20 protein-coding genes and 1 tRNA gene are annotated in these 23,014 nt (G+C 70.5%); 5 read left to right on the forward strand and 16 right to left on the reverse strand.

The annotated features are described in order from the left end of the window. Positions 1–4 precede the first annotated feature (4 nt). The 8 genes from prfA to argS form a co-directional block, all read right to left on the reverse strand. Positions 5–1,075 carry a peptide chain release factor 1 gene (gene prfA / locus AB0M56_RS45625; protein WP_364188451.1) on the reverse strand — a complete coding sequence of 357 codons (1,071 nt, stop codon included), beginning with the start codon at positions 1,073–1,075 and terminating at the stop codon, positions 5–7. 102 nt (positions 1,076–1,177) lie between these two features. After that, on the reverse strand, positions 1,178–1,402 hold the full coding sequence (rpmE, locus tag AB0M56_RS45630; protein WP_220243829.1) for a 50S ribosomal protein L31: 225 nt from the start codon (positions 1,400–1,402) through the stop codon (positions 1,178–1,180). Between the two features lie 220 nt (positions 1,403–1,622). Further along, on the reverse strand, positions 1,623–3,659 hold the full coding sequence (gene rho / locus AB0M56_RS45635) for a transcription termination factor Rho (RefSeq protein WP_364188454.1): 2,037 nt from the start codon (positions 3,657–3,659) through the stop codon (positions 1,623–1,625). Between the two features lie 418 nt (positions 3,660–4,077). Further along, a complete protein-coding gene (thrB, locus tag AB0M56_RS45640) occupies positions 4,078–4,986 on the reverse strand; it encodes a homoserine kinase (protein WP_364188456.1) in 909 nt (302 codons plus the stop codon). After that, on the reverse strand, positions 4,983–6,038 hold the full coding sequence (thrC, locus tag AB0M56_RS45645; RefSeq protein WP_364188459.1) for a threonine synthase: 1,056 nt from the start codon (positions 6,036–6,038) through the stop codon (positions 4,983–4,985). The genes thrB and thrC overlap by 4 nt, the downstream gene beginning before the upstream one ends. Further along, positions 6,035–7,345: a homoserine dehydrogenase gene (locus tag AB0M56_RS45650; protein ID WP_364188563.1), complete on the reverse strand. Its 1,311-nt coding sequence runs from the start codon at positions 7,343–7,345 to the stop codon at positions 6,035–6,037. The genes thrC and AB0M56_RS45650 overlap by 4 nt, the downstream gene beginning before the upstream one ends. Before the next feature lie 12 nt (positions 7,346–7,357). Then, positions 7,358–8,788, reverse strand: coding sequence for a diaminopimelate decarboxylase (lysA, locus tag AB0M56_RS45655; protein ID WP_220243832.1), 1,431 nt, complete (start codon positions 8,786–8,788; stop codon positions 7,358–7,360). Positions 8,789–8,791: 3 nt separating this feature from the next. Next, complete coding sequence (gene argS, locus AB0M56_RS45660) at positions 8,792–10,456, reverse strand: arginine--tRNA ligase (protein WP_364188462.1); 1,665 nt, start codon at positions 10,454–10,456, stop codon at positions 8,792–8,794. Between the two features lie 183 nt (positions 10,457–10,639). Between argS and AB0M56_RS45665 the strand changes: the two genes are divergently transcribed. Together AB0M56_RS45665 and AB0M56_RS45670 are read left to right on the forward strand one after the other, a co-directional pair. Further along, positions 10,640–11,533: a DUF3105 domain-containing protein gene (locus tag AB0M56_RS45665; protein WP_364188465.1), complete on the forward strand. Its 894-nt coding sequence runs from the start codon at positions 10,640–10,642 to the stop codon at positions 11,531–11,533. A gap of 7 nt (positions 11,534–11,540) precedes the next feature. Then, on the forward strand, positions 11,541–12,260 hold the full coding sequence (locus AB0M56_RS45670) for a DUF305 domain-containing protein (protein ID WP_364188468.1): 720 nt from the start codon (positions 11,541–11,543) through the stop codon (positions 12,258–12,260). Positions 12,261–12,308: 48 nt separating this feature from the next. Here the strand turns inward: AB0M56_RS45670 and AB0M56_RS45675 are convergent, their stop codons facing one another. The 4 genes from AB0M56_RS45675 to AB0M56_RS45690 all read right to left on the reverse strand — a co-directional run bounded on the left by AB0M56_RS45675 (position 12,309) and on the right by AB0M56_RS45690 (position 16,070). After that, on the reverse strand, positions 12,309–12,914 hold the full coding sequence (locus tag AB0M56_RS45675; protein ID WP_364188471.1) for a flavin reductase family protein: 606 nt from the start codon (positions 12,912–12,914) through the stop codon (positions 12,309–12,311). An 83-nt stretch (positions 12,915–12,997) separates the two neighbouring features. Beyond that, positions 12,998–13,768: an MBL fold metallo-hydrolase gene (locus AB0M56_RS45680; RefSeq protein WP_364188473.1), complete on the reverse strand. Its 771-nt coding sequence runs from the start codon at positions 13,766–13,768 to the stop codon at positions 12,998–13,000. An 86-nt stretch (positions 13,769–13,854) separates the two neighbouring features. Continuing rightward, positions 13,855–14,769, reverse strand: a complete 915-nt coding sequence (locus AB0M56_RS45685) for a cation diffusion facilitator family transporter (protein WP_364188476.1) — start codon at positions 14,767–14,769, stop codon at positions 13,855–13,857. A 176-nt stretch (positions 14,770–14,945) separates the two neighbouring features. Further along, on the reverse strand, positions 14,946–16,070 hold the full coding sequence (locus tag AB0M56_RS45690; RefSeq protein WP_364188479.1) for an epoxide hydrolase family protein: 1,125 nt from the start codon (positions 16,068–16,070) through the stop codon (positions 14,946–14,948). A gap of 115 nt (positions 16,071–16,185) precedes the next feature. On the opposite strand from AB0M56_RS45690, the gene AB0M56_RS45695 reads away from it, so the two are divergent. Beyond that, positions 16,186–16,258 (forward strand) — tRNA-Arg (locus AB0M56_RS45695). Positions 16,259–16,337: 79 nt separating this feature from the next. Here AB0M56_RS45695 and AB0M56_RS45700 read toward each other — a convergent pair. Beyond that, the gene (locus AB0M56_RS45700; protein WP_364188481.1) at positions 16,338–17,669 is read right to left on the reverse strand and encodes an alpha/beta hydrolase; all 1,332 of its coding nucleotides are present in this window, start codon (positions 17,667–17,669) and stop codon (positions 16,338–16,340) included. Between the two features lie 265 nt (positions 17,670–17,934). On the opposite strand from AB0M56_RS45700, the gene AB0M56_RS45705 reads away from it, so the two are divergent. Then, positions 17,935–18,576: a TetR/AcrR family transcriptional regulator gene (locus AB0M56_RS45705; RefSeq protein WP_364188484.1), complete on the forward strand. Its 642-nt coding sequence runs from the start codon at positions 17,935–17,937 to the stop codon at positions 18,574–18,576. Positions 18,577–18,682: 106 nt separating this feature from the next. On the opposite strand, the gene AB0M56_RS45710 is transcribed toward AB0M56_RS45705, so the two are convergent. After that, positions 18,683–19,453 carry an enoyl-CoA hydratase/isomerase family protein gene (locus AB0M56_RS45710; protein WP_364188487.1) on the reverse strand — a complete coding sequence of 257 codons (771 nt, stop codon included), beginning with the start codon at positions 19,451–19,453 and terminating at the stop codon, positions 18,683–18,685. A gap of 59 nt (positions 19,454–19,512) precedes the next feature. Continuing rightward, entirely contained in the window at positions 19,513–21,186 is a 1,674-nt protein-coding gene (locus AB0M56_RS45715; protein WP_364188489.1) for an AMP-binding protein, read from the reverse strand. Between the two features lie 171 nt (positions 21,187–21,357). On the opposite strand from AB0M56_RS45715, the gene AB0M56_RS45720 reads away from it, so the two are divergent. Beyond that, positions 21,358–22,389 (forward strand): LLM class F420-dependent oxidoreductase, encoded by a 1,032-nt coding sequence (locus tag AB0M56_RS45720; RefSeq protein ID WP_364188492.1) that lies wholly within the window; start codon positions 21,358–21,360, stop codon positions 22,387–22,389. Between the two features lie 26 nt (positions 22,390–22,415). Here the strand turns inward: AB0M56_RS45720 and AB0M56_RS45725 are convergent, their stop codons facing one another. Then, a complete protein-coding gene (locus tag AB0M56_RS45725; RefSeq protein ID WP_364188495.1) occupies positions 22,416–23,012 on the reverse strand; it encodes a TetR/AcrR family transcriptional regulator in 597 nt (198 codons plus the stop codon). Positions 23,013–23,014: the final 2 nt, after the last annotated feature.

The following is a 23,014-nucleotide window of genomic DNA, read 5'->3' on the forward strand; positions in this document are numbered from 1 at the left end:
TGACTCAACCGGACTGGGCGGCAAGCCGCTCCTCGCGGTCGGCCGTCGCCAGGGCGTCGAGGACGCCGTCGAGGTCGCCGTCGAGGACCTGGTCGAGGTTGTAGGCCTTGTAGTTCACCCGGTGGTCCGAGATGCGGTTCTCCGGGAAGTTGTACGTGCGCACGCGCTCGGAGCGGTCGACGGTGCGGACCTGCGAACGGCGGGCGTCCGAGGCCTTCGCCGCGGCCTCTTCCTCGGCGATGGCCTGCAGGCGCGCCTGCAGCACCTGCAGCGCACGGGCGCGGTTCTGGATCTGGGACTTCTCGTTCTGGCACGAGACGACGATGCCGGTCGGCAGGTGCGTGATGCGCACGGCCGAGTCGGTGGTGTTCACGCTCTGGCCGCCGGGGCCCGACGAGCGGAAGACGTCGATACGCAGGTCGTTCGGGTCGATCTCGACCTCGACCTCTTCGGGCTCGGGGTAGATCAGCACACCCGCGGCAGACGTGTGGATGCGGCCCTGCGACTCGGTCGCCGGCACGCGCTGCACGCGGTGCACGCCGCCCTCGAACTTCAGGCGCGACCAGACGCCGTCGACGTCGGCGGTCTTGCTCTTGATCGACAGGGTGACGTCCTTGAAGCCGCCGAGGTCGGACTCGGTCGAGTCGAGGACCTCGGCCTTCCAGCCGTGGCGCTCGGCGTAGCGCAGGTACATGCGCAGCAGGTCGCCCGCGAACAGAGCGGACTCCTCGCCGCCTTCGCCGGACTTGACCTCCATGACCACGTCGGAGCCGTCGTACGGGTCGCGCGGCAGCAGCAGCTCCGTGAGGCGGGACTCGAGATCGGGGATCTTCGCGGCCAGCTCGTCGGCCTCTTCCGCGAATGTCGAGTCCTCGGCCGCCAGCTCCTTGGCCGCGGAGAGGTCGTCGCGCGTCTGGTCGAGCTCACGCACGGCGCGCACGACCGGGCTCAGCTCCGCGTAGCGGCGGCCCAGCTTGCGGGCCTTGGCCTGGTCGGCGTGCACGGCCGGGTCCGCCAGCTGCTCTTCCAGTTGGGCGTGCTCGGCGAGCAACCCCTTGAGCGAAGTCGAATCCACTTCCGCGCCTTCTTCCGGGCCTAGTACCACCAACGACAGAATTCCACCGACAGACAGCAAACGGCGCCCACTCGCACGTGCGAGTGGGCGCCGTGGGCGAAGCTACTTGGCGTCGTTCTTCTGCCGCTTGCCGTAGCGCTTCTCGAAGCGCGCAACCCGGCCACCGGTGTCCATGATCTTCTGCTTGCCGGTGTAGAACGGGTGGCAGTTCGAGCAGATCTCGACGTGGATCGCGCCCGAGTCCTTGGTGCTGCGGGTGGTGAAGCTGTTCCCGCAGTTACAGGTGACCTGAGTCGTCACGTACTCAGGGTGAATGCCGCTCTTCATGGTGTCCTCTCTTGTTGGCCCCGGGTCCCCAGGATCGGGGTGAACCGGTGCCGGACTTCAGCGGGTCATTGTGCCAGACGGGCTGACGGTGAGTTCAACCAACCCTCCTGGCCTGGTATTCCTCGGCTCATCGGCCGTCAGCCCCAGACGCGGTGAAAGGGCACTGCGGGGGAATCGGATTCCCTCACAGTGCCCTTCACGGACGGTGAAACGGTGGAGCTCAGTCCTCGTCGTTCGCGCCGAGGGCCGTCTTCGAGACCTGCATGAGGAACTCGATGTTGGTCTTCGTCTTGCGCAGGCGCGAGATCAGCAGGTCGATGGCCTGCTGGGAGTCCAGCGCGTGGAGCACGCGGTGCAGCTTGTGCGTGACGGCGAGCTCGTCCGGCGAGAGCAGCAGCTCTTCCTTGCGAGTGCCGGACGGGTTGACGTCGACCGCGGGGAACACACGGCGCTCGGAGATCTTGCGGTCGAGCTTGAGCTCGGCGTTGCCGGTGCCCTTGAACTCTTCGAAGATCACCGTGTCCATCGTGGAGCCCGTCTCCACCATCGCCGTGGCGAAGATGGTGAGCGAGCCGCCGTTCTCGATGTTGCGCGCGGCACCCAGGAAACGCTTCGGCGGGTACAGCGCGGTCGAGTCGACACCACCGGACAGGATCCGGCCCGACGCGGGCGCGGCCAGGTTGTAGGCGCGGCCGAGGCGGGTGATCGAGTCGAGCAGCACCACCACGTCGTGGCCCATCTCGACCAGGCGCTTGGCGCGCTCGATCGAGAGCTCCGCGACCGAGGTGTGGTCGGCCGGCGGGCGGTCGAAGGTCGAGGCGATGACCTCGCCCTTCACGGACCGCTGCATGTCCGTGACCTCTTCCGGCCGCTCGTCGACCAGCACGACCATGAGGTGGCACTCGGGGTTGTTCGTGGTGATCGCGTTGGCGATGTCCTGCATGATCGTGGTCTTACCGGCCTTCGGCGGCGACACGATCAGGGCGCGCTGCCCCTTGCCGACCGGCATGATCAGGTCGATCACGCGGGTGGTGAGCTTGTGCGACTCGGTCTCGAGGCGCAGGCGCTCGTTGGGGTAGAGCGGGGTCAGCTTGGTGAAGTCGGGGCGGCGCTTGGCCTCGTCAGGCTCCAGGCCGTTGATCGAGTCGACGCGCACCAGCGGGTTGAACTTCTGCCGCTGCTGCTCGCCGTCACGCGGCTGCCGGACGACACCGGTGATGGCGTCACCGCGGCGCAGGCCGTACTTGCGGACCAGCGAGAGCGACACGTACACGTCGTTCGGCCCGGCGAGGTAGCCGGACGTGCGCACGAACGCGTAGTTGTCGAGCACGTCCAGGATGCCGGCGACCGGCAGCAGGACGTCGTCCTCGCGGATCTCCGTGTCCGGCGAACCGCCTTCGGCGCGCCCGCCCCCGCTGCCCCGGCGACGGCGGTCGCGGAAGCGACGGCCGCGACGGCCGCCCTCTTCGTCGTCCTCCGGGCCCTGCGAACGGTTGTCCTGCTGGCCGCGGTTGCCGCTGTCCTGCTGGTTGTTGCGCTGGCGGTTGTCGCGGTTGTCCCGGTTGTCCGAGCCGCCGCGGTTGTTGTCGCGGCCGCCCTGACGCTCGGCGCGGTCACCACGATCGCCACGCTGCTCACGGTCACCACGCTGCTCACGGTCGCCACGCTGGCCACCGTCACGCTGCTGGCCACCGTCACGCTGCTCGCGCGGCTCACGCTGGCCGTCGGGCGCGCCCGCGGCACGGTTCGAGCCGCGGCGACGACGGCTGCGGCCGCCTTCCTCCTGCTGCCCGTCGGAGTTCTGCTGGCCGCCGTGGTCGTTCTGCGCGGGCTTCTCGGCCGGCGCCGCTTCGGTTCCGAAAGCCGAACCGTTGGTCTCGGCCTTGGGAGCCGGCGCCGCCTCGGCGCTCGGGGTCTCTTCGCGCTTCTTCTCGGCCCGGGCCGGCTCTTCGCTCTTCGCGGCCTTCGAGGCCTTGGGAGCCGGAGTGTCGCCGACGCCGTCGAGCGGGAGAGTCTCCGCCGTGGCGGTGCGCTTCTTGGTCTTGCCCTGCCGCTCGCGGATCGCGGCGATCAGGTCACCCTTGCGCATCCCCGTGGTCTCGCCCACACCCAGTTCGCCCGCCAGCTGGCGGAGTTCGGCGATGACCATCCCCGACAGGCCCCCGGTGCGGCGCTTCGGAGCGGCCGCGGCCCCATTCGTCTCAGCGGCCGCGGCGGGGGTCTCCACGTCGCCGCTCAACAGATCGGTGTTGCTCACACATGTCCTTCCTGACCGATCCACGCCTCCAGGTGGATCAGCGGACTGCCGCCGATCGCGTCTGATCGCGAAACGGCATTTGCTTCCGATGCGGGCGAGTCGCGCCTAGCCGTGCGGAACACAGCGAGAGCGTCGCCAGCACAGGGGTGTTTGCCTCCCCCAAACGGAGGAAACGGAATTCGGCACCGCCGAAACCGGAAACCCGCCTGCGTCCCTCCGCGTCCCGCTTGCCAGGCGGCGCAGAGTTGGCGGATCGACGAAGGATGCGGACCGGAGGCTCGCGAGGAGCGAACAGGACCGGCATCGGGTGCGGAAACGCACGGTGATCGAACGCCCCCGAGGGTAGACCGCCCTGTGGACGGGTGCAACAACCACCCCCCCGCGTGGCGCACGTTCCGCCCGCCACGTGACCGGGGCTTTACTGAGCCGCAACCTGAACACCCGTCAGGTCCACGCCCAGCTCGGCGACGTCGAACCCCTCAACGTCGCATTCCGGCGGCAATATTCCCGTCGTGGTGAGGGCGAGCACCGTCGGACCGGCGCCGGAGATCGTCGCCGCCACGCCGTGCGCACGGAGCGTGCGCACCAGTTCGGAGCTCGCGGGGTACGCGCTGGCCCGGTACTCCTGGTGCAGCCGGTCTTCCGTGGCGGCCAGCAGCAGCTCGGGTTTGGTCGTCATGGCGAGCACCGAAAGCGCTGTGCGGCCCGCGCTGTGCGCCGCGTCGGCGTGCGGAACGTGCTGCGGCAGCAGGCCGCGCGTGGCGTCCGTGGACGACTTCAGCGCCGGGATCGCCACCACAGGACGGATCTTGGTACTGGGCTCCACGCGTTCGGCATGGAAGCGCCCGTTTTCGCACCACGCCACCACGAGCCCGCCGAGCAGGCTGGCGGCCGCGTTGTCCGCGTGGCCCTCGAACTCGGCCGCGAGCTGCAAAGCCCCGTCGTCGAGCGCGACGCCCGCCAGCGCGTAACCCAGCGCCACGCCGGACACCACGGCGGCGGCCGAGGAACCGAGTCCGCGCGCGTGCGGGATCTTGTTGAAGCAACGCAGGTGCAGGCCCGGCGGGCGCACGTCGAGGTGCGCGCACGCGCGGCGGATCGCCCGCACCACGAGGTGCGTCTCGTCGGTGGGGACGTCGGCGACCCCGCCGGCGCCGGCATCGACCACCTCGACCTTGAGGCCGTCCTCGGTCACCTGCAGTTCGACGACGTCGTGATACGCCAGCGCCAGGCCCAGCGCGTCGAATCCCGGGCCGAGGTTGGCCGTCGAACCCGGCACCACGGCCCGGAACGACGCGCCCACCGGCAGGCCCGAGGAGCCCGTCACCGCAGGTCCAGCGCCGCGGCGACCGCCGTGGGATCGACGGCGAGGGGCTCGACCTCGACGTTGCCCTCGAGCGCGGTCGCGGGGTCCTTGAGGCCGTGGCCGGTGACCGTGCACACGACCGTGCTGCCCTTCGGCAGCCGGCCGTCCGCGGCGGTGGCGAGCAGGCCGGCGACGCTGGTGGCCGACGCGGGCTCCACGAACACGCCCTCGCGTCCGGCCAGCAGGCGGTAGGCCTCGAGGATCTTCGCGTCGGTGATCGCCTCGAACAGGCCGTCGGACTCTTCCTTCGCCTTCACCGCGCTCGCCCACGAAGCCGGGCTGCCGATGCGGATCGCCGTCGCGATGGTGTCGGGGTCCGAGACCGGTTCACCCAGCACGAGCGGCGCGGCGCCGGCCGCCTGGAAGCCGAACATCCGCGGGGTGTTCTTCACCACACCGTCTTCGGCGTACTCCGAATACCCGGCCCAGTAGGCGGTGATGTTGCCCGCGTTGCCCACCGGCAGGCAGTGGATGTCGGGCGCCTGGCCGAGCGCGTCGCAGACCTCGAACGCCGCGGTCTTCTGGCCCGCGATGCGCACCGGGTTCACGGAGTTCACCAGCGTCACGGGGTAGTCGGCCGACGTCTTGCGCGCGAGCTCGAGGCAGTCGTCGAAGTTGCCGTCGACCTGCAGGATGCGCGCGCCGTGCAGCACGGCCTGGGCGAGCTTGCCCATCGCGATCTTGCCTTGCGGCACGAGCACCGCGCAGGTGAGCCCGGCGCGCGCCGCGTAGGCGGCCGCCGACGCCGACGTGTTGCCCGTCGACGCGCAGATCACGGCCTTGAGCCCGCTCGCCAGCGCGTGGGTGATGGCCACGGTCATGCCGCGGTCCTTGAACGAGCCGGTGGGGTTCGCGCCCTCCACCTTGAGGTACACCGTGCAGCCCGTGAGCTCCGACAGGTGCGCGGCGGGCAACAGCGGGGTGTTGCCCTCGCCGAGCGTCACCACCTGCGCGCCGTCCGGCACGGGGACTCGGTCGCGGTACGCCTCGATGATCCCGGGCCACGCACTCATTGGTCTTCGCCTTCCACCCGCATCACGCTGACAACCTGGTGCACCACATCGAGCTTCGCGAGCTCGTCCACAGTGGACTGCAACGCCGCGTCGGGCGCCAAGTGGGTGACCACCACGAGGCTCGCCGTGTCGTTGGCGTCGCGCTGGCGCACGGCGGCGATGCTCACGCCGTGGCCCGCGAACGCCTGCGCCACCTGGGCGAGCACGCCCGCGCGGTCGGCGACGTCGAGGCTCACGTGGTAGCGCGTGGGCGTCTGGCCCATCGGGCGCACGGGCAGCGCGGCGTGCGCCGACTCGCGCGGACCGCGGCCGCCGATCACCCGGTTGCGGGCCACGGCGACGAGGTCGCCCAGCACCGCGCTCGCCGTGGGGGCCCCGCCGGCACCCTGGCCGTAGAACATCAGCTCGCCCGCCGCGTCGGCTTCCACGTAGACGGCGTTGAACGCGCCGCTGACTCCCGCGAGCTGGTGGCTGCGCGGGATCATCACCGGATGCACGCGCGCCGACACGGACTCGGCGCCGTCGTCGGCCGTCACGCGCTCGCAGATCGCCAGCAGCTTCACCGTGCGGCCCAGCACGCGCGCGGCGACCAGGTCGGCCGCGGTGACGTCGGCGATGCCCTCGCGGTGCACGTCCTTCGCTGTCACGCGCGTGTGGAACGCCAGCGAGGCGAGGATCGCGGCCTTGGACGCGGCGTCGTAACCGTCGACGTCGGCCGTCGGATCGGCCTCGGCGTACCCGAGGCGGCCGGCCTCGTCGAGCGTCTCGGCGTAGCCCGCGCCCGTGGTGTCCATCGCGGAGAGGATGTAGTTGGTGGTGCCGTTGACGATGCCCATCACGCGCGTGATGCGGTCGCCGGCCAGCGATTCGCGCAGCGGGCGCAGCAGCGGGATGGCGCCGGCCACAGCGGCCTCGAAGTACAGGTCGACACCCGCGGCGTCGGAGGCCTCGAACAGGTCCGCCGAGTGCTCGGCGAGCAGCGCCTTGTTGGCCGTGACCACGGCCTTGCCGGCGCCCAGCGCCGCGAGCAGCCAGCCGCGCACCGGCTCGATGCCGCCGACCAGCTCCACGACCACGTCGACGTCTTCGCGGACGACGAGCGCGGCCGCGTCGTCGGTCACCAGGTCCTGCGGCAGCTCGGGGTGCTTGTCGGGGCGGCGCACGGCGATGCCCGCCAGCTCCACCGCGGCCCCGGCGCGCGCCGCCAGCTCGTCCGCCTGCTCGGTGAGCAGCCGGACGACCTCGCTGCCGACGGTGCCGCAGCCGAGGAGGGCGACCCTGATCGCTCGTCCGTCCGATGGAGACACTGTGGACACTTCTCAAACCTCCAGGCGCAGCATGTCGTCCGTCGTCTCCCGCCGCAGCAGCACGCGGGCGCTGCCGTTGCGCACGGCCACCACCGCCGGGCGCGGCTGCCGGTTGTACCCACTCGCCATCGAGTAGCAGTAGGCACCGGTCGCCGCGACGGCCAGCAGGTCGCCGGGAGCAAGAGTGTCGGGTAGCCAGCAGTCTCGGACGACGATGTCGCCGGATTCACAGTGTTTTCCCACGACTCGGGACAGAGTGGCGAGCACGGGCTCGTCACCTTCGCTCGCGGAGCGGGAAACCACCCGGCAGTCGTACACCGCGTCGTAGAGCGCCGTGCGGATGTTGTCACTCATGCCGCCGTCGACGCTCACGTAGCGGCGGGTGCTGTTGTCACCCAGTGCGACGTCCTTGATGGTGCCGACCTCGTACAACGTGATGGTGCCCGGGCCGGCGATCGCACGGCCCGGCTCCCCCGCGATGCGCGGCACGGGCAGGTCGGCGTACGCGCACTCCTTGCGCACGATCTCGCGGATCTGTGTGATCATCTGCGCGGGCGGCGGCGGATTGTCCTTCTCGGTGTAGGCGATGCCGAAGCCACCGCCGAGGTCCACGAGGTCGAGCTGGTCGAGCAGCTCACGGCCGTGCTCCTTGGCCAGGTCGCCCAGCAGCCCGACCACGCGGCGCGCGGCGACCTCGAAGCCGTCGGCGTCGAAGATCTGCGAGCCGATGTGGCTGTGCAGGCCCACGAGCTTGAGCGACGGCGCGTTGAGCACCCGGCGCACGGCCTCGGCCGCGTCGCCCGAAGCCAGCGAAAAGCCGAACTTCTGGTCCTCGTGGGCGGTGGCGATGAACTCGTGCGTGTGGGCCTCGACGCCGACCGTCACACGCACGAGGACCGCTTGCACGACCTCGCGGCGCGCGGCGATCTCGGCGAGGCGGGCGATCTCGTAGTAGGAGTCGACCACCACGGTGCCGACGCCGGCCTCGACCGCCGCGTCGAGCTCCGCGATCGACTTGTTGTTGCCGTGGAAGGTGATCCGCTCGGCCGGGAAGTTGGCGCGCTGCGCCACGGCGAGCTCGCCGCCGCTGCACACGTCGAGGCTCAGGCCCTGCTCGGCCACCCAGCGGGCGATCTCGATGGACAGGAACGCCTTCGACGCGTAGTGCACCAGCGCCGGGTCGTCGAACGCCTCGGCGTAGTCGGCGCACCGGGACTTGAAGTCGGCCTCGTCGACCACGAACAGCGGCGTGCCGTAGGTCTCGGCGAGGTCGCGCACGTCCATCCCGGCAATGCGCACGATGCCGTCGCCGGCGCGATAAGTGTTGCGCGGCCACACTTTCGCGGGCAGCTTGTCGAGTTCCTCGGCGCTCGCGGGCGGGAACCCGGAGGCGTCGGCATGGGGGTAGACGTCGGCGTGGCGGGGGCCCGCGGGGTGCGCCATTTCTTACATCCGTTCCGGAGCTGAGACACCGAGCAAAGACAGGCCGTTCGCCAGCACCTGGCGGGCGGCCTCGCACAGGGCGAGCCGGGCGAACGTGAGAGGGGTGGCCTCTTCGTCGCCCTGCGGCAGCACCCGGCCCACCGTGTAGAACTTGTGGTACGCGCCGGCCAGCTCCTCGAGGTAGCGGGCGATGCGGTGCGGTTCCCGCATCTCGGCGGCGCGGCGGACGGTGGCGGTGAACTCGCCGATCGTGCGGATCAGGTCGCCCTCGGCGGGCAGGGTCAGGAGTCCGAAATCGACATCCGCCGCGTCCTTTTCGGACCTCAGTCCGAGATCGGCGGCGTTGCGCTGCAAAGAAGACAGCCGGGCGTGCGCGTACTGCACGTAGTAGACCGGGTTGTCGTTGCTGTGCTTGCGCAGCAGGTCGAGGTCGACGTCCAAAGTGGAGTCGACGGAGTAGCGGATGAGCTCGTAGCGCGCCGGGTCGACACCCACGGCCTCCACGAGGTCCTCCATCGTGATCACGGTGCCCGCGCGCTTGGACATGCGCACCGGCTTGCCGTCGCTCACGAGGTTCACCATCTGGCCGATGAGGACCTCGACGGTGTCCGGGTCGTCGCCGAAGGCGGCCGCGGCGGCCTTCAGGCGCGCGATGTAGCCGTGGTGGTCGGCGCCGAGCATGTAGATGCACAGGTCGAAGCCGCGGTTGCGCTTGTCCTTGAAGTAGGCGAGGTCGCCGGCGATGTAGGCCGGGTTGCCGTCCTTCTTGATGACCACGCGGTCCTTGTCGTCGCCGTACTCGCTGGACTTGAGCCACCAGGCACCGTCGGCGAGATAGAGGTTGCCGGAGTCCTTGAGCTGCTGCACGGCGGCGTCGACGGCGCCGGACTCGTGCAGCGAGTTCTCGTGGAAGTACACGTCGAAGTCGGTGCCGAACTCGTGCAGGCTCTGGCGGATCTCGGTGAACATCAGCTCGATGCCGACGCTGCGGAACGTCTCGTGCCGCTCGGCCTCGGGCCGCGACAGCGCGCTGGGCTCCTGCTTGAGGACCTCGGCGGCGATGTCGTTGATGTAGCCACCGGCGTAGCCGTCCTCGGGAGCGGGCTCGCCCTTGGCGGCGGCGATCAGTGACCGGACGAACCTGTCGATCTGGGCGCCGGCGTCGTTGAAGTAGTACTCGCGCGTGACGTCGCCGCCCTGCGCGGCCAGAACGCGGCCCAGCGCGTCGCCGACCGCCGCCCAGCGCGTGCCGCCGAGGTGAATCGGGCCGGTCGGATTGGCGGAGACGAACTCGAGGTTGATCTTGCGGCCGGTGAGCGCGTCACCGCGGCCGTAGGCCTCCCCCGCGGCGAGCACCTGGCGCACGACCTCGCCCTGCGCGTCGGCGGCGAGGCGGAAGTTGAGGAACCCCGGGCCGGCGACTTCGGCCGCGTCCACGCCGTCGGCGGCCGCCACGACCTCGGCCAGCGCCTCGGCGAACTCGCGCGGCTTCAGCCCGGCCTTCTTGGCCACCTGGAGCGCGAGGTTCGTCGCGTAATCGCCGTGGTCGGGGTTGCGCGGGCGTTCGATGGTCACCTGCTCCGGCAGCACGGCGGCGTCGACGCCTCGGGCGTCGAGCACCTGCACGGCGGAGGCGCGGACCAGGTCGGCGAGAGCGGCGGGAGTCACTCGCCGAATTCTAGGTGTGCCCAGGTCGGACGCTTACGCCGGTCCGACCTGCGGTTGTCGCACATCACCCTGGAGTGATCGTGAGAGGCGTTCACGGTGATCAGACGTCCGGTCTCTACACTGGCCGACGGGCAGGGTCCGTCCGGATCCCTCCATCATCTCACGAGGAGATCGCGGCAAACCATGGCGAAAGGGACAACCAGTAAGAAGGGGACGTCCGCCGGCGGAACGCGCGGCAAGTCCGCGAACGCGGTCAAGGCCGCGCGCGGCAAGTCCGTCGTGGGGAAGAAGGGCACTCCGTGGGGCACCATCGTCGGTGTCGTCGTGGTGGTGGCCCTCCTGGCCAGCGTCGTCACCTACTACATGGTGAAATCCGCTCCGCAGCGCGACCAGAAGTCCCGCGAGGAGGCGGCCTCGTCGTTCGCGCCGACGGCCACTGACCCCGACCCGTCCAAGAAGATCCCGGGCGTCATCACCGCGACCTACACCGGTTCGGTGCACGTGTTGCCCACCGAGCGCGTGGCGTACGACCACAGCCCGCCCTTCGGCGGCCCGCACGACGGCAACTGGGCGGCCTGCAACGGCGTCGTCTACCCGACCGCGGTGCGCACCGAGAACATGGTTCACACGCTCGAGCACGGCGCGATCTGGATCGCCTACAACCCGGACCTCGTCAAGGGCGACCAGGTGGACCTGCTGGCCGCTCGCGTCAAGGGCAAGACCTACATCTCGATGTCGCCGTACCCCGGCCTGGACAAGCCGATCTCGCTGCAGTCCTGGGGCCACCAGCTCAAGCTGGACAAGGCCGACGACCCGCGCATCGACGAGTTCATCGCCGCGCTGCGGACGAACCCCAACGGCGTGTACCCCGAGATCGGCGCCTCGTGCGACGCGCTCGGCCCGGGCCAGTTCGACCCGAGCAACCCGCCGCCGTTCGACCCGAGCAAGCCGGGCCCCGACGCCAAGCCGATGAACTACGGCGGCAGCTCCGGTGCCGTGCCGGAGGGCGGCATGCCGGGCACCCCCGGCCAGCCCAGCGCGCCGGTGACGGCGCCGTCGGCTCCGGCAGGACAGTGATCTCGCGGTGAGCACCGAAGCAGACCTCGAACCGGACGTCGACGAGCCCGACGAGCGGCCCGCGTGGTCGCGCTGGGTCGTCATCGGCGGGTCGATGCTCGCCGTGCTGCTCATCGGCGTGGCGATCGGCGTGTTCGCCTCGCGGCTCACCGACGGCAGCGACGCCGCGCCGGCGATCCCCGGCGCGGGTTCGGTCGAGGTCGGCTTCGCGCAGGACATGTCGACGCACCACCTGCAGGCCGTGACCATGGCCAACTGGGCCCGCGACCACAGCACGGACCCCGAGGTGCGGCAGCTCGCGTTCGACATCGAGTCGTCGCAGACCGAGCAGGTCGGGCGCATGAAGGGCTGGCTCATGCTGTGGGACCAGCCCGAGCAGGCGCCCGGCGCGTACATGACGTGGATGACCGAGCCGATGGGCCACGCGGGTATGCAGGTGCCCACCAGCGCTCCGGCCAACGGCGCCCCGATGCCGGGCATGGCCACCGACGCGGAGATCGCCAAGCTGCGCTCGCTGACCGGCCGCGCGATGGACGTCGACTTCCTTCAGCTCATGCTGCGCCACCACCAGGGCGGCACGGCGATGGCGGAGTACGCGCAGGACCACTCGAACCTGCCGGCGCTCAAGGCGTTGTGCCGCAGCATCCTCGTGTCGCAGGGCGCGGAGATCAACCAGATGAAGCTGATGTTGCAGGCGCGCGGGGCGGCTCCGCTGCCGGCGTCCTGAGATTGTTGTTTCCAGGGCCGCTCCCGTTCTTCGGGGGCGGCCCTTTTTCTAGTGCTGCTTCCAGTCGGCGAACCGGATGCGCGGGATCTCCTTGACGTCACCGACGGTGCCCCACTCGTCGCCGCCGAGGCGGGCCAGCGGCCGCAGCCGCTCGATCACGGGGTGGTCGCCGTCGAGCACGTCCTCGGCCACCGCGACGTGCACGACCCGGCCGAACACCACCGTCGACGTGCCGAACCCGACCGTGCTGTGCAGCTCGCACTCGAACGCCACCGGCGACTGCGCCACCCGCGGCGGCTTGACCTTCGTGCTGGGCTCGCGTGTGAGCCCCGTCGCGTCGAACTCGCTGTGGTCGGGCGGGAAGTCGGTGCCCGTGATGTTGATCTTCTCGAACAGGTGCTCCGGCGCGAGGTTCACCACGAACTGCCCGGTGGCCTCGACGTTGCGCAACGTGTCCTTCCGCCCCACCGACGTGAACTGCAACACCGGCGGCGCGGCCGAGGCCACCGTGAAGAACGAGTGCGGCGCCAGGTTGTCCACGCCGCTTGCCGAGGTGCTCGACACCCACGCGATCGGCCGCGGCACCACGGTCGCGGTCAGCAGGCGGTAGAAGGCGAACGGGGCGACGTCGGCGGGATCGAAGTCCTTGCGCATGCCCTTGGTCTACCAGGTGGTCGCGGTGGACGAGGGGCGCACCTCGTCCACCGCGCCCGGCTCCTGTGCAGAGGCAGAAGGCGTCAGGACCGGTTCCCCACGACGTTCCACTCGCCCGGTTCGGCCAGCGCGAGGACGTGGGCCAGGCCGGCGTCCTCGAAGGCGGGCGGGAACGTGTCGATGCCCTCGGAGAAGTGGGCCCAGCCCTGGATGTGGGCGGGCAGGACGGTCTTCGCGCCGAGCACCGCGGCCACAGCGGCGGCGCGTTCGGAGGTCAGCGTCAGGGGGCGGCCGTCGAACTTCGCCGCGACGCGGGCGGCGCCGGCGAAGAGGACCGCGACGTCGATGGGCCCCACCTTGTTCGCGATCTCGGCCGCCACGCGGACGGAAGCGTTGTCACCGCTGAGGTACACCGTCGGCAAGCCGGTGCCCGAGAGCACGAAGCCGATCACTTGGGAGTTGATGTGGCCGGTGTCGTCGCGGTCACCGTCGGCGGGGCCGTGTTCGGCCGGCACGGCCTGCACGGTCAGGTCGCCGCCGCCGTCGCCGCGCGGGATGGTGATCGTCTCCCAGGCCTCGAGGCCCTTGGCGTTGGCGCCGAGCAGCTTCGCGGAGTTGGCGCCGGTCAGGAGTGTCTTGGCGGTCAGGGCGTATTCCTTGCCCTTGACGTCCAGGTTGTCGGGGTGGGTGGCGCGGCTCACGAGCACGACGTCGACGTCGCCGAGCCCGGCCTCGTCGACGGCCGGACCCTCGAGCTTGGTCAGGTAGGCGTGCGGACCCGGTTCGTCGAACGTCGGGTCCACCACGAACCGCAGGCCCGCGATGTCCACGACGGTGGTCGGCCCCCCGATCACGCCGATCCCGAACTCCTGCCGCTGCAACTGATGCGTTCACTCACGAGCATTCCCCTTGGTGGTCTGTTCGGCAGGCGCGCTGCGGGCTACCAGGACAGTTCCTGGCACCGGCGCGCGCACTGCGGTCCTTCGACCTGCAGCGTCGCGTGGTTGATGGAGTACCGGGCGGACAGGAGGTCCTGTGCCTTGGTGAGCACGGTGGACTGCTCGGCCTCGTCGCTCATCGTGAGGTGGGCCGAGGCGACCTCCATGCCGGAGGTGAGGGTCCAGACGTGCAGGTCGTGGACGTCCGAGACGCCCGGCAAAGCCGCGAGCTCCGTGCTGATCGCGCCGACGTCCACGGTGTTCGGGGCGTGCTGGAACAGGATGCGCAGCGCGCGTCGGGCCAGGGTCCACGTGCGCGGCAGCACGAACAGGCCGATGGCGACACCGATGATCGGGTCGGCGTAGCGCCAGCCCGTGGTGAGGGTGATCGCGCCGCTGATCAGCACACCGACAGAGCCGATCAGGTCGGCGAGCACCTCGAGGTACGCGCCGCGGACGTTGAGGCTTTCGCGCGCGCCCGAGCGCAGCACGAAGAACGACACGATGTTGGCGACCAGGCCGGCTCCCGCGGCCAGCAGCACCGGCAGGCCCGCCACCTCGGGCGGGTCGGTGATGCGGCCGATGGCCTCGACCAGCACGTATCCGGCGACGCCGAACAGCAGCACCGCGTTGCCGAGCGCGGCCAGCACCTCGGCCCGGTACATGCCGAACGTACGGCTGAGCGTCGGCCCGCTGCGGCGCGCCAGGACGATCGCGGTGAGCGCCATCCCGACGCCCAGGACGTCGGTGAACATGTGGGCGGCGTCGGAGATCAGCGCCAGCGAGCCCGTGGTGAAGCCCACCACGAACTCCAGCACCATGAAGCCCGCACCGATGACGAGGGCGATCAGCAGCGCTCGCAGGTAGCGGCCGGACGCGCTCGCCGGGGCGGCGGCGTGCCCGTGTCCGTGGCCCATGACGTCGCCTCCCCCTCGTTTCCGCAGGTCACCACCGGTGCGAGGCCCTTCGCCAGGTCCCTTTCGCAATATATAGTCGCATGCGCATATGTGCAATACAGGTAAGCCTCAGTTCACTGTAATCGGGCACACAGGCCGATACCCATCCCCCGGATGAGCACTCCCGCCTGGTGGGATCAGCGCACCAGGCGGAAGAACCCGCGCACCTGCTCGACGAGCGACTCCGGCTCCTCCATCGCGGCGAAGTGCCCGCCGTGCGCCAGCTGTTCGAACCAGCGCAGGTCGGTGAACCGCTGCTCGGCCTCGCGGCGCGAGGGCCGCGTGATCTCCTTGGGGTACAACGAGATCCCTGAAGGCGCGGTGATCTTGTTCCGGAACCCCGAGCCGAAGCTCTCCCAGTACAGCCGCGCCGACGACGTGGCCGAGGCCGTGAACCAGTACACGGAGATCGCGTCGAGGATCTGGCGGCGGGTGAGCGCGTCTTCCGGGTGGCCGTTGTTGTCGGTCCACGCCCAGAACTTCTCGGCGATCCAGGCGGCCTGGCCGGCGGGTGAATCGGTGAGGCCGTAACCGAGCGTCTGCGGGCGCGTGGACTGCTGGCCGGAGTAACCGCGGCCGGTGCGGCCGAACTCCTGCGCCGCGGCGAGCGCCGCCTGTTCCTCGGGCGTCGGGTCGTCGAACTGCCCCAGCGGCGCGGCCGCCATGTTCACGTGGACGCCCGCCACCCGCTCCGGTGCGACCTCGCCGAGTGCTCCGGTCACGGCCGCGCCCCAGTCGCCGCCCTGCGCGCCGTAGCGCTCGTAGCCGAGCGAGACCATCAGGCTGTCCCACGCCCGCGCGGTCCGCTCCACACCCCACCCGGCCTTCGCCGGCTTGTCGCTCCATCCGTACCCGGGCAGCGACGGCGCGACCACGTGGAACGCGTCCGCCGGGTCTCCCCCGTGGGCGCGCGGGTCGGTGAGCGGGCCCAGCACGTCGAGGAACTCGAGCACCGAGCCAGGCCACCCGTGCGTGATCACCAGTGGAAACGCATCCGGCTCGGGCGAGCGCACGTGCAGGAAGTGGATCCCGAGCCCGTCGACGGTGTCGCGGAACTGCGGGAACGCGTTCAGCCGGTCGGCGAAGCCGAAGTCGTAGTCCTCGGCCCAGGTGCGGCACAGCTCCTGCGCGTAGGCCAGCGGCAAACCCTGGGACCAGTCGTCCACCGTCTCGGCCTCGGGCCACCGCGTGCGGCGCAACCGTTCCCGCAGGTCCGCGATGTCGGCCTCGGTCACGTGGGCCTCGAACGGTTCCGCTGTCACCCTTGCTCCCTCCGTCGGCAAGATCAACGCTAGCAGTGTCGGCCTCGAAGGTGACCCCCTGCGGAACACCGGGCGAACCGGGGTGCGCTAAGCTGACGTCGTCGCGCAGCGATGCGCCCTTGTAGCTCAGGGGATAGAGCACTGCCCTCCGGAGGCAGGTGTCGCAGGTTCGAATCCTGCCAAGGGCACATTCTTCACGTAAACGAATCGGCGGTTCTCACTCGCGAGTGAGAACCGCCGATTTGTTTTGCCGTCATTGTGGCCGACTCAGCTGCCGCTGATCAGTGCTTCCGGGAACGTGCCGACGAGGGTGTCGGTGAGGTTGCCGATCGTCGAGAGGGCTTGCGACATGCCCGGGATCGGGTCCTGGTTGTCGCCGAGGCCGGGGACGACGTTGCTGCTGCGCTGAAGCAGCGCGATGGCCGGGACGGCGGCTTGCACGACCGTGGCGTTGACCGCCCGTGAAGCCAGGCTCGGCGTGGGGTTTGGCGGCGTGGGGACGGGCGCCGCGGCACCGGGCGCGCTGTCGCGGGCCGCGGTGCCGGCCCCGACGTACTGGTCCGCGAAGTCGAGCATGCGCGCATTGCTGCCCGGCGCGCTCTTCTCCAGCTGGAGGTCGTGGGCGGTGTTCGGGACGACGTCGGCGAGGACTGTCGCGTGAGGACCGTAGAAGGGGCGCTCGAAGTCGGCCAGGGCCGCGGAATCCGAGCAGCTCGGGCCGAGCAGACCGCAGATGAACGGGTCGTGCTGTCCGACAACCGTGTAGACGGGGATGTTCAGCGTGCGGTCGACGTTGAGGACGTTGTAGCCGGCCAACGTCGCCAGCTCGACGAGGTTACCGGTTTCCTTGAGCTGCTCGTCCTTCGCGACCACACCCGGGTCGGTCGAGGTCGCGTTGCCCAGATAGAAGCCGCGGCGGGTGTCGGGGTAGCTGGTCAGGTACGCGGGGTCGAGGCCGGCGCCGGAGAACTTCGGGTCGAGCGACGACGGGTAGTCGTCGGCGATGATCTTCGTGACCACGTTGGTGTAGTTCAGCGAGTGCGCGATGCCGGTCGGCATGATGGCGTCGACGTCCTGGTAAAGGCCCGCTTCCGTCATCGTGAGGATGCCGCCCAGGCTGTGCCCGACCTCGATCACCTTGTCGAAGCGGGTGCCGAGCTTGCCGGCACGCAGGGCGGTGATGACCTGGTGGACGGTGCTGACGTCGGCATAGAAGTTGTCGAACGCGCTCAGCGGGTGGGTGGACTGGCCGTCGCCGAGGCGGTCGATGTTCATCGTCGCGTAGCCGCGCCGGTTGGCCGCCCGCACGTAGGAGTAGGTGTCCGGCTCGTACGGCAGGTCCCAGTAGTACCGCGCATAGGACCAGCCGTGAACCAGGATTTGCACGGTGGTGGCGCCGGGCGGGACGCACAGCGTGCCGGCGATGGTGGCCGGCTGACCGGCCGCGGTCACCGCAACCGTGACGTTCTTGCAGTCTGTTGCCGGGTTTTCCGCGGCGAAGACGGGCGTCACGACGCTTCCGGTGGCCACGAGAAGGGCGGCCAGCACGGTCGCTGCGCGCCGGCGCCGTAGTGAATGAGTGTTCTTTACGAGCGGCATGGGTTGACCTCTTTGTCATCCTGAACCATGGACTTCTGCGCAAGAAACCCTCTGGTGAGCGCGAAAGTGGAAGGTGTCGAGGGCTGCGGCTAGCTAGTGAACTGTGATTCACTAGCTAGCGGACAGTACCACGGTCGAGCCCGGGCGCAATTCACGTGATCGGGTTGTTCTGCCCCGCAAAACGGGAGTGACGCTCGCCCTGCGGCGGCTTGGGGCGCGGGGGTGCGAGGTACGATCGGAAAGTCCGCCGTGGAGGGAGGTACCGGTGAAAGAGGCGCAACGGCCTCGGCGCGATCCCGCGCGCAAAGCCCGGATCCTGACCGCGGCCGCGGAGCTGATCTCGCGCAACGGCTACCACACCGTGGGCATGGCCGAGATCGGGCAGGCCGCAGGGATCGTGGGATCGGGCATCTACCGGCACTTCGACAGCAAGTCGGCGATCCTCGCCGAACTGCTGGAGCAGGTGATGGACCAGCTGTCCACAGCCGCTTCGTCCATCGTGGACGAAGCGGGCGACGACCGGCGCGCGGTGAGCGAGCTGATCGGCAACCACGTGCGCATCGCCATCCACGACCGCCGGATCCTCCAGGTGTACCACCGCGAAGCGCGCAACCTGCCGGAGAACGACCTCCGGCGACTGCGCCGCGCCCAGCGCCACTACATCGAGGAGTGGGTCGGTGCGGTCGCTCCCCTGCGCACCGACCTGGCCGACGGCGAGATCCGCGTCCTGGTCCACGCGGCGATCGGCAGCATCCAGTCCATTTTGTTCTTCAACTCCGGCCTGCCGGTACCGCAACTGGCCGCGTTGCTGGTCGGCGCGGCCCACGCCTGTCTCGGCATCGACGCGGCCTCGCCCGCGGTCGTCGTCGAGGCGGACGAGGAATGGCCGGACGAGCAGGGCGCCTGACCGGCACTCGGCCGCTCGGGGGCCGCCGCCGCGGCTGAGCGCAGCGCGGCCGTCGCAGTTTCCCGCTCGTGAAACCCGCGAGAAACAGACGGCCGAGCGCGCTCGCCTACGCTGGCGGGCGGTTGCGCTCGCGGAAGGCCGTCAGGCCGGCGCGGATTTCCGGGGAATGCAGGTAGGCCGTGAAGGTCTCGTACTCCAGGTCGAGGGCTTCGGCGGTGGGCAGGTCGCGGGCGGCGTTGGCGACGCGTTTGACTTCGGCCAGAGCGAGGGCGCTGTGGGTGGTGAAGCGGCGGGCGAGGGCGAACGCCGCGTCGAGCAAACCCTGCGCCGGCACGACTTCCTCGATGAGACCCCAGGTGTGGAAGCGTTCGGCGGGTTCGAGGTCGCCGGTGAACAGCAGGCGGCGGGCGACGTTGGCCGGGAGCTTGCGTTCGATGCGGACCGCGCCGCCTCCGCCGGGCAGCATGCCGTAGCGGACGTGGCCGTCGCCGAGAAGGGCGCCCTCGGCCGCGACGACGGCGTCCGCGGCGAGGACCAGTTCGAACCCGCCGGCGACGGCGTGACCGTTGACGGCGGCGATGACCGGCAAGGGTGAGTTTTCCCAGCGGCTGAACAGGTTCCCGGCGCGCCGCACGAAAGCCAGCAGGTCCTCCTGGCCGCCGTCCAGCCGGTCGAGCACTTCGGGCAGGTCCGCGCCGACGCAGAACGCGCGCCCGGCACCCGTCACGACGATCGCGCGGCACGCCGAGGCGGCAATGCGGTCGAGCGTGGTCTCGAGGTCGGCCAGGAGCTCGTCGGACAGGGCGTTGAGGCGGTCCGGGCGGTTGAGGCGGACGAGGGCGATCGAGTCCTGGTAGGTCAGGTCGACCAGGGTCATCAGGCTCCTCCACAAAGGACGGCGAAGCGCCGGAGATCACGATAGGGCGAGCGGGGTCCTCAGCCGCGCGACCCGTAGAGGCCGGCGTGGCGGCCCCGAAGCTTGTACTTGAGGACCTTGCCGCCGACGGTCTCGGGCAGGGCGTCCTCGAAGACGACTCCCTTCGGGGTCTCGTAGCCGCCGAGCGCGGCGCGGCAGTGCGCGATGAGCGACGCTTCGTCGGCCTCCGCGCCGGGCCGCAGCACGACGACCGCTGTCACGGCTTCGCCCCAGTGTTCGTGCGGCAGGCCGATCACGGCGGCCTTCTCGACGGCCGGGTGCCGGTGCAGCACCGCCTCCACCCGCAAGCTGGACACGTTCTCACCGCCGGACTTCACGATGTCCTTGAACCGGTCGACCATCACGCGCAGGCCGTCCTCGTCCACCACGGCGCTGTCCCCGGAGTGGAACCAGCCGCCGCGGAAGGCCTCGCGGGTCGCGTCCTCGTTGAGGTAGTACCCGGACGTGACGGTCGGGCTCCGGTACACGGCCTCGCCGGGGATCTGCGGCTCGTGCAAGAGGGACGCGCCGGTCTCGTCGACGACGTCGGAGGCGAGCAGCGGACTCGGCACTCCGACGTAGTTCAACGCGGGAGCCGTGCGTTCGTAGACCTCCGGCCACTTCGCCGGCCAGAACCGGTGGCACGCGATCGCCTCGGTCTGCCCGAAGATGCCGAGCACGACCAGGCCGGGCGCTTTCCGTTGCAGGGTCTCGTAAACGGCCGGCTCGAGCGCACCCCAGCCGTAGACCAGCACCGTGAGGCTGGAGAGATCGCGACCGGATTTCTCCGCGTCCGCGGTCAACGCGGCGACGAACTGCGGCGAGCCGGCCCACAGCGCGGTCGGCCGCTCCTCGTCGATGGCCAGGGCGACCTGGTCGGGCACCGGCCGGCGTCCGAGGACCAGCGAACCCCCGGCGAGGAACGCCGAGAAGGTGAACACCTGGTCGCCGACGTGGTAGATCATCGGCAGGTAGGTCAGCACCTTGACCTCGGTCTCCACGCGGAGCCCGCGCGTCAGCGAGACGGAGAAGTTCAGCGCCGCGAGGTGGCTGGCCGAGTGCGAGATCATCGCGCCTTTCGGCATGGCCGTGGTGCCGGAGGTGTAGAGCAGCTGCCAGATGTCGTCGCCGTGGATCTCGACGTCGGGCTCGGTCACCGGCCGATCGGCGAGGAACGCGCCGAACGTCGGGCTGTCCGCCACCGCGCCGCCGCCGATGGTGATCGTCGCGGCGACCGGCAGCCCAGCGCTCTCGAAGGCCGTCCGCGCCCGCGGCCACAGTTCGGCGTCGACGATCGCCGCCTCCGGTGCGGCCTGGCCGATGAGGTACTCGAGCACGTCGGTGGCGAGCGCGGGGTTGATCGGCATGGCGACCATCCCGGCCTTCGCGATGCCGATCTTCGCCAGGTACGCCTCGACGGAGTTCTCGCAGAAGAGCGCGACCCGGGCGCCCGGTTCGAGCCCGCGCGCGGCCAGGGCGTGGGCGAGCTGGTTGGCGATCTCGTCGGCCTGGCGGAAGGTGACCGAGGCGAACCGCTCCTCGCCGTACGCGCCCGGCCGGCCGGTGACCGCGACCTTGTCGGGGTAGCTCCACGTCAGGCGTTCGAACACGTCGCCGACGGAGGTCCGTTCCCAGCGGTTGACCGCGCGGCGGCCTCGCAACGTGGTGACGTCGATCTTCCCGAACAGGTCCACACCAGCCTCCTTGCCGAATGCCAGACGCCGCACAGCATCCAACTTGACGCGCGCACTGGCAAGACCAAAGTCACTAGCCATTCACATCGTTACCCGATCAGTGCAGCTTGCATGGAGCCCGATAGTGAACAACGATGCACTCACCAAAGGCGCGTTCAGGAGGGCACCGGAATGCCGATCCCCGTGGGAGTCAACGTCGGCCAGTTCTTCCGCGGGGTGCCACCACGGTGGGACGAGCGCGTCCGGGAGATCGAGGACCTCGGCTTCGACGGGATCTGGTTCGCCGAGGCCTACGGCTCGGACGTGTTCACCCCGCTCGCCTGGTGCGCCGCCCGCACGACGCGCGTGCGCCTCGGCACGGCCGTCGCGCAGATCCCCGCCCGCTCCCCCGCGGCCACCGCGATGGCGGCTGCGACGCTGGACCACCTCTCCGGCGGACGCGTGGTCCTCGGCCTCGGCGCCTCCGGCCCGCAGGTGTCCGAGGGCTGGCACGGTGTCGCCTTCCCCCGTCCGCTGGCTCGCACCCGGGAGTACGTCGAGGTCATCCGCCAGGTCCTGGCCCGCGAAGCCCCGCTCACCCACGACGGGGAGTTCCACCGCCTTCCGCTGCCGTCGGGCACCGGGCTCGGCAAGCCGCTGCGCTCGACGCTGCACCACCTGCGGCCGGACCTGCCGATCCAGCTGGGTGCCGAGGGCCCGCGCAACGTCGCGCTCGCGGCCGAGATCGCCGACGGCTGGCACGCGATGTTCTTCTCCCCCGAGGCCGACGCGTTCTACCGGGCCGCGCTCGACGCCGGTTTCTCCCGCCGGCCCGGTGGCCGCCCGGCGCGCTTCGAGGTGATCGCCACGGTGCCGGTCGTCGTGGACGAGGACGTCGAGCGCGCGGCCGACCACGTCCGGCCGGAGCTCGCGCTGTACATCGGCGGCATGGGCGCCCGCGAAGCGAACTTCCACCACGACGTTTTCACCCGCGTGGGTTACGCCGACGTGGCGACGCGGGTGCAGGACCTCTACCTCCGCGGCGAGAAGCGGGCCGCCGCGGCCGCGATCCCGACGGCGCTCGTCGAGGAGGTCGCCCTCGTGGGGCCGGTGGGCAAGATCCGCGAGGACCTGTGCCGGTGGGAGTCCACTGTGGTCGATTCGCTGGCGGTACAGGGACTGCCGGACGACCTCGCGCTCGTGGCCCGCGCCGTGCTGGGCTGACCTCCGCACGGCCGCGCGCTCCCGGCTCACCCGCTCGCCTCCGGTTCGACTGGCGACACTCCCAGGCAGGCGTGCGCCGCACCGCGCAGCAGCTCCGTCAGCCGGTCCGCGGGCAGGCCCGAATGGTGGAACAACACCGACTGCACGCAGCCGATCGCCGAGTGGACCAGCACCCTCGCCTCGCCTTCCGCCAGGCCCGGCCGCAGCGGCCGCACCGCTGCCGCCCAGCCCTCCAGGTATTCGCGCTGGGCCCGCTGCAGCCGGCGCAGGTCCTCGGCCGGGAGGTTGCGCGCCTCCAGGTGGTACACCTGCAGGATCCGCCGCTCCTCCACGGCCACGCGGACGTGGTGGCGCACCAGCTCGGTCACCGCGGTGCGCGCGTCCGGCGCGGTCGCCAGGATCTCGGCGGCCGCCGAGTCCAGCAGGTCCATGACCCGGTACAGCAGCGCGGTCAGGATCGCCGCCTTGCTCGGGAAGTGGCGGTAGACCCCGGTGCTCACGATGCCCGCCGCCGCGCCGATCTCGGCCAGGCCCACCGCGTGGTAGCCGTGTCGCGAGATCAGCTCGGCCGAGACGGCCAGGATCCGCTCCTTGCGGTCCGGGTCGCGTCTCGGCGTACGCACAT

This window comes from Amycolatopsis sp. NPDC051372 (assembly GCF_040682095.1).
Lineage (GTDB): Bacteria > Actinomycetota > Actinomycetes > Mycobacteriales > Pseudonocardiaceae > Amycolatopsis.

Coding starts and splice junctions, on each gene's coding strand:
- rpmE (WP_220243829.1), bottom strand. CDS start 1,402: ATGAAGAGCGGCATTCACCCTGAGTACGTGACGACTCAGGTCACCTGT.
- thrC (WP_364188459.1), bottom strand. CDS start 6,038: ATGAGTGCGTGGCCCGGGATCATCGAGGCGTACCGCGACCGAGTCCCC.
- lysA (WP_220243832.1), bottom strand. CDS start 8,788: ATGGCGCACCCCGCGGGCCCCCGCCACGCCGACGTCTACCCCCATGCC.
- AB0M56_RS45665 (WP_364188465.1), top strand. CDS start 10,640: ATGGCGAAAGGGACAACCAGTAAGAAGGGGACGTCCGCCGGCGGAACG.
- AB0M56_RS45675 (WP_364188471.1), bottom strand. CDS start 12,914: ATGCGCAAGGACTTCGATCCCGCCGACGTCGCCCCGTTCGCCTTCTAC.
- AB0M56_RS45685 (WP_364188476.1), bottom strand. CDS start 14,769: ATGGGCCACGGACACGGGCACGCCGCCGCCCCGGCGAGCGCGTCCGGC.
- AB0M56_RS45700 (WP_364188481.1), bottom strand. CDS start 17,669: ATGCCGCTCGTAAAGAACACTCATTCACTACGGCGCCGGCGCGCAGCG.
- AB0M56_RS45710 (WP_364188487.1), bottom strand. CDS start 19,453: ATGACCCTGGTCGACCTGACCTACCAGGACTCGATCGCCCTCGTCCGC.
- AB0M56_RS45720 (WP_364188492.1), top strand. CDS start 21,358: ATGCCGATCCCCGTGGGAGTCAACGTCGGCCAGTTCTTCCGCGGGGTG.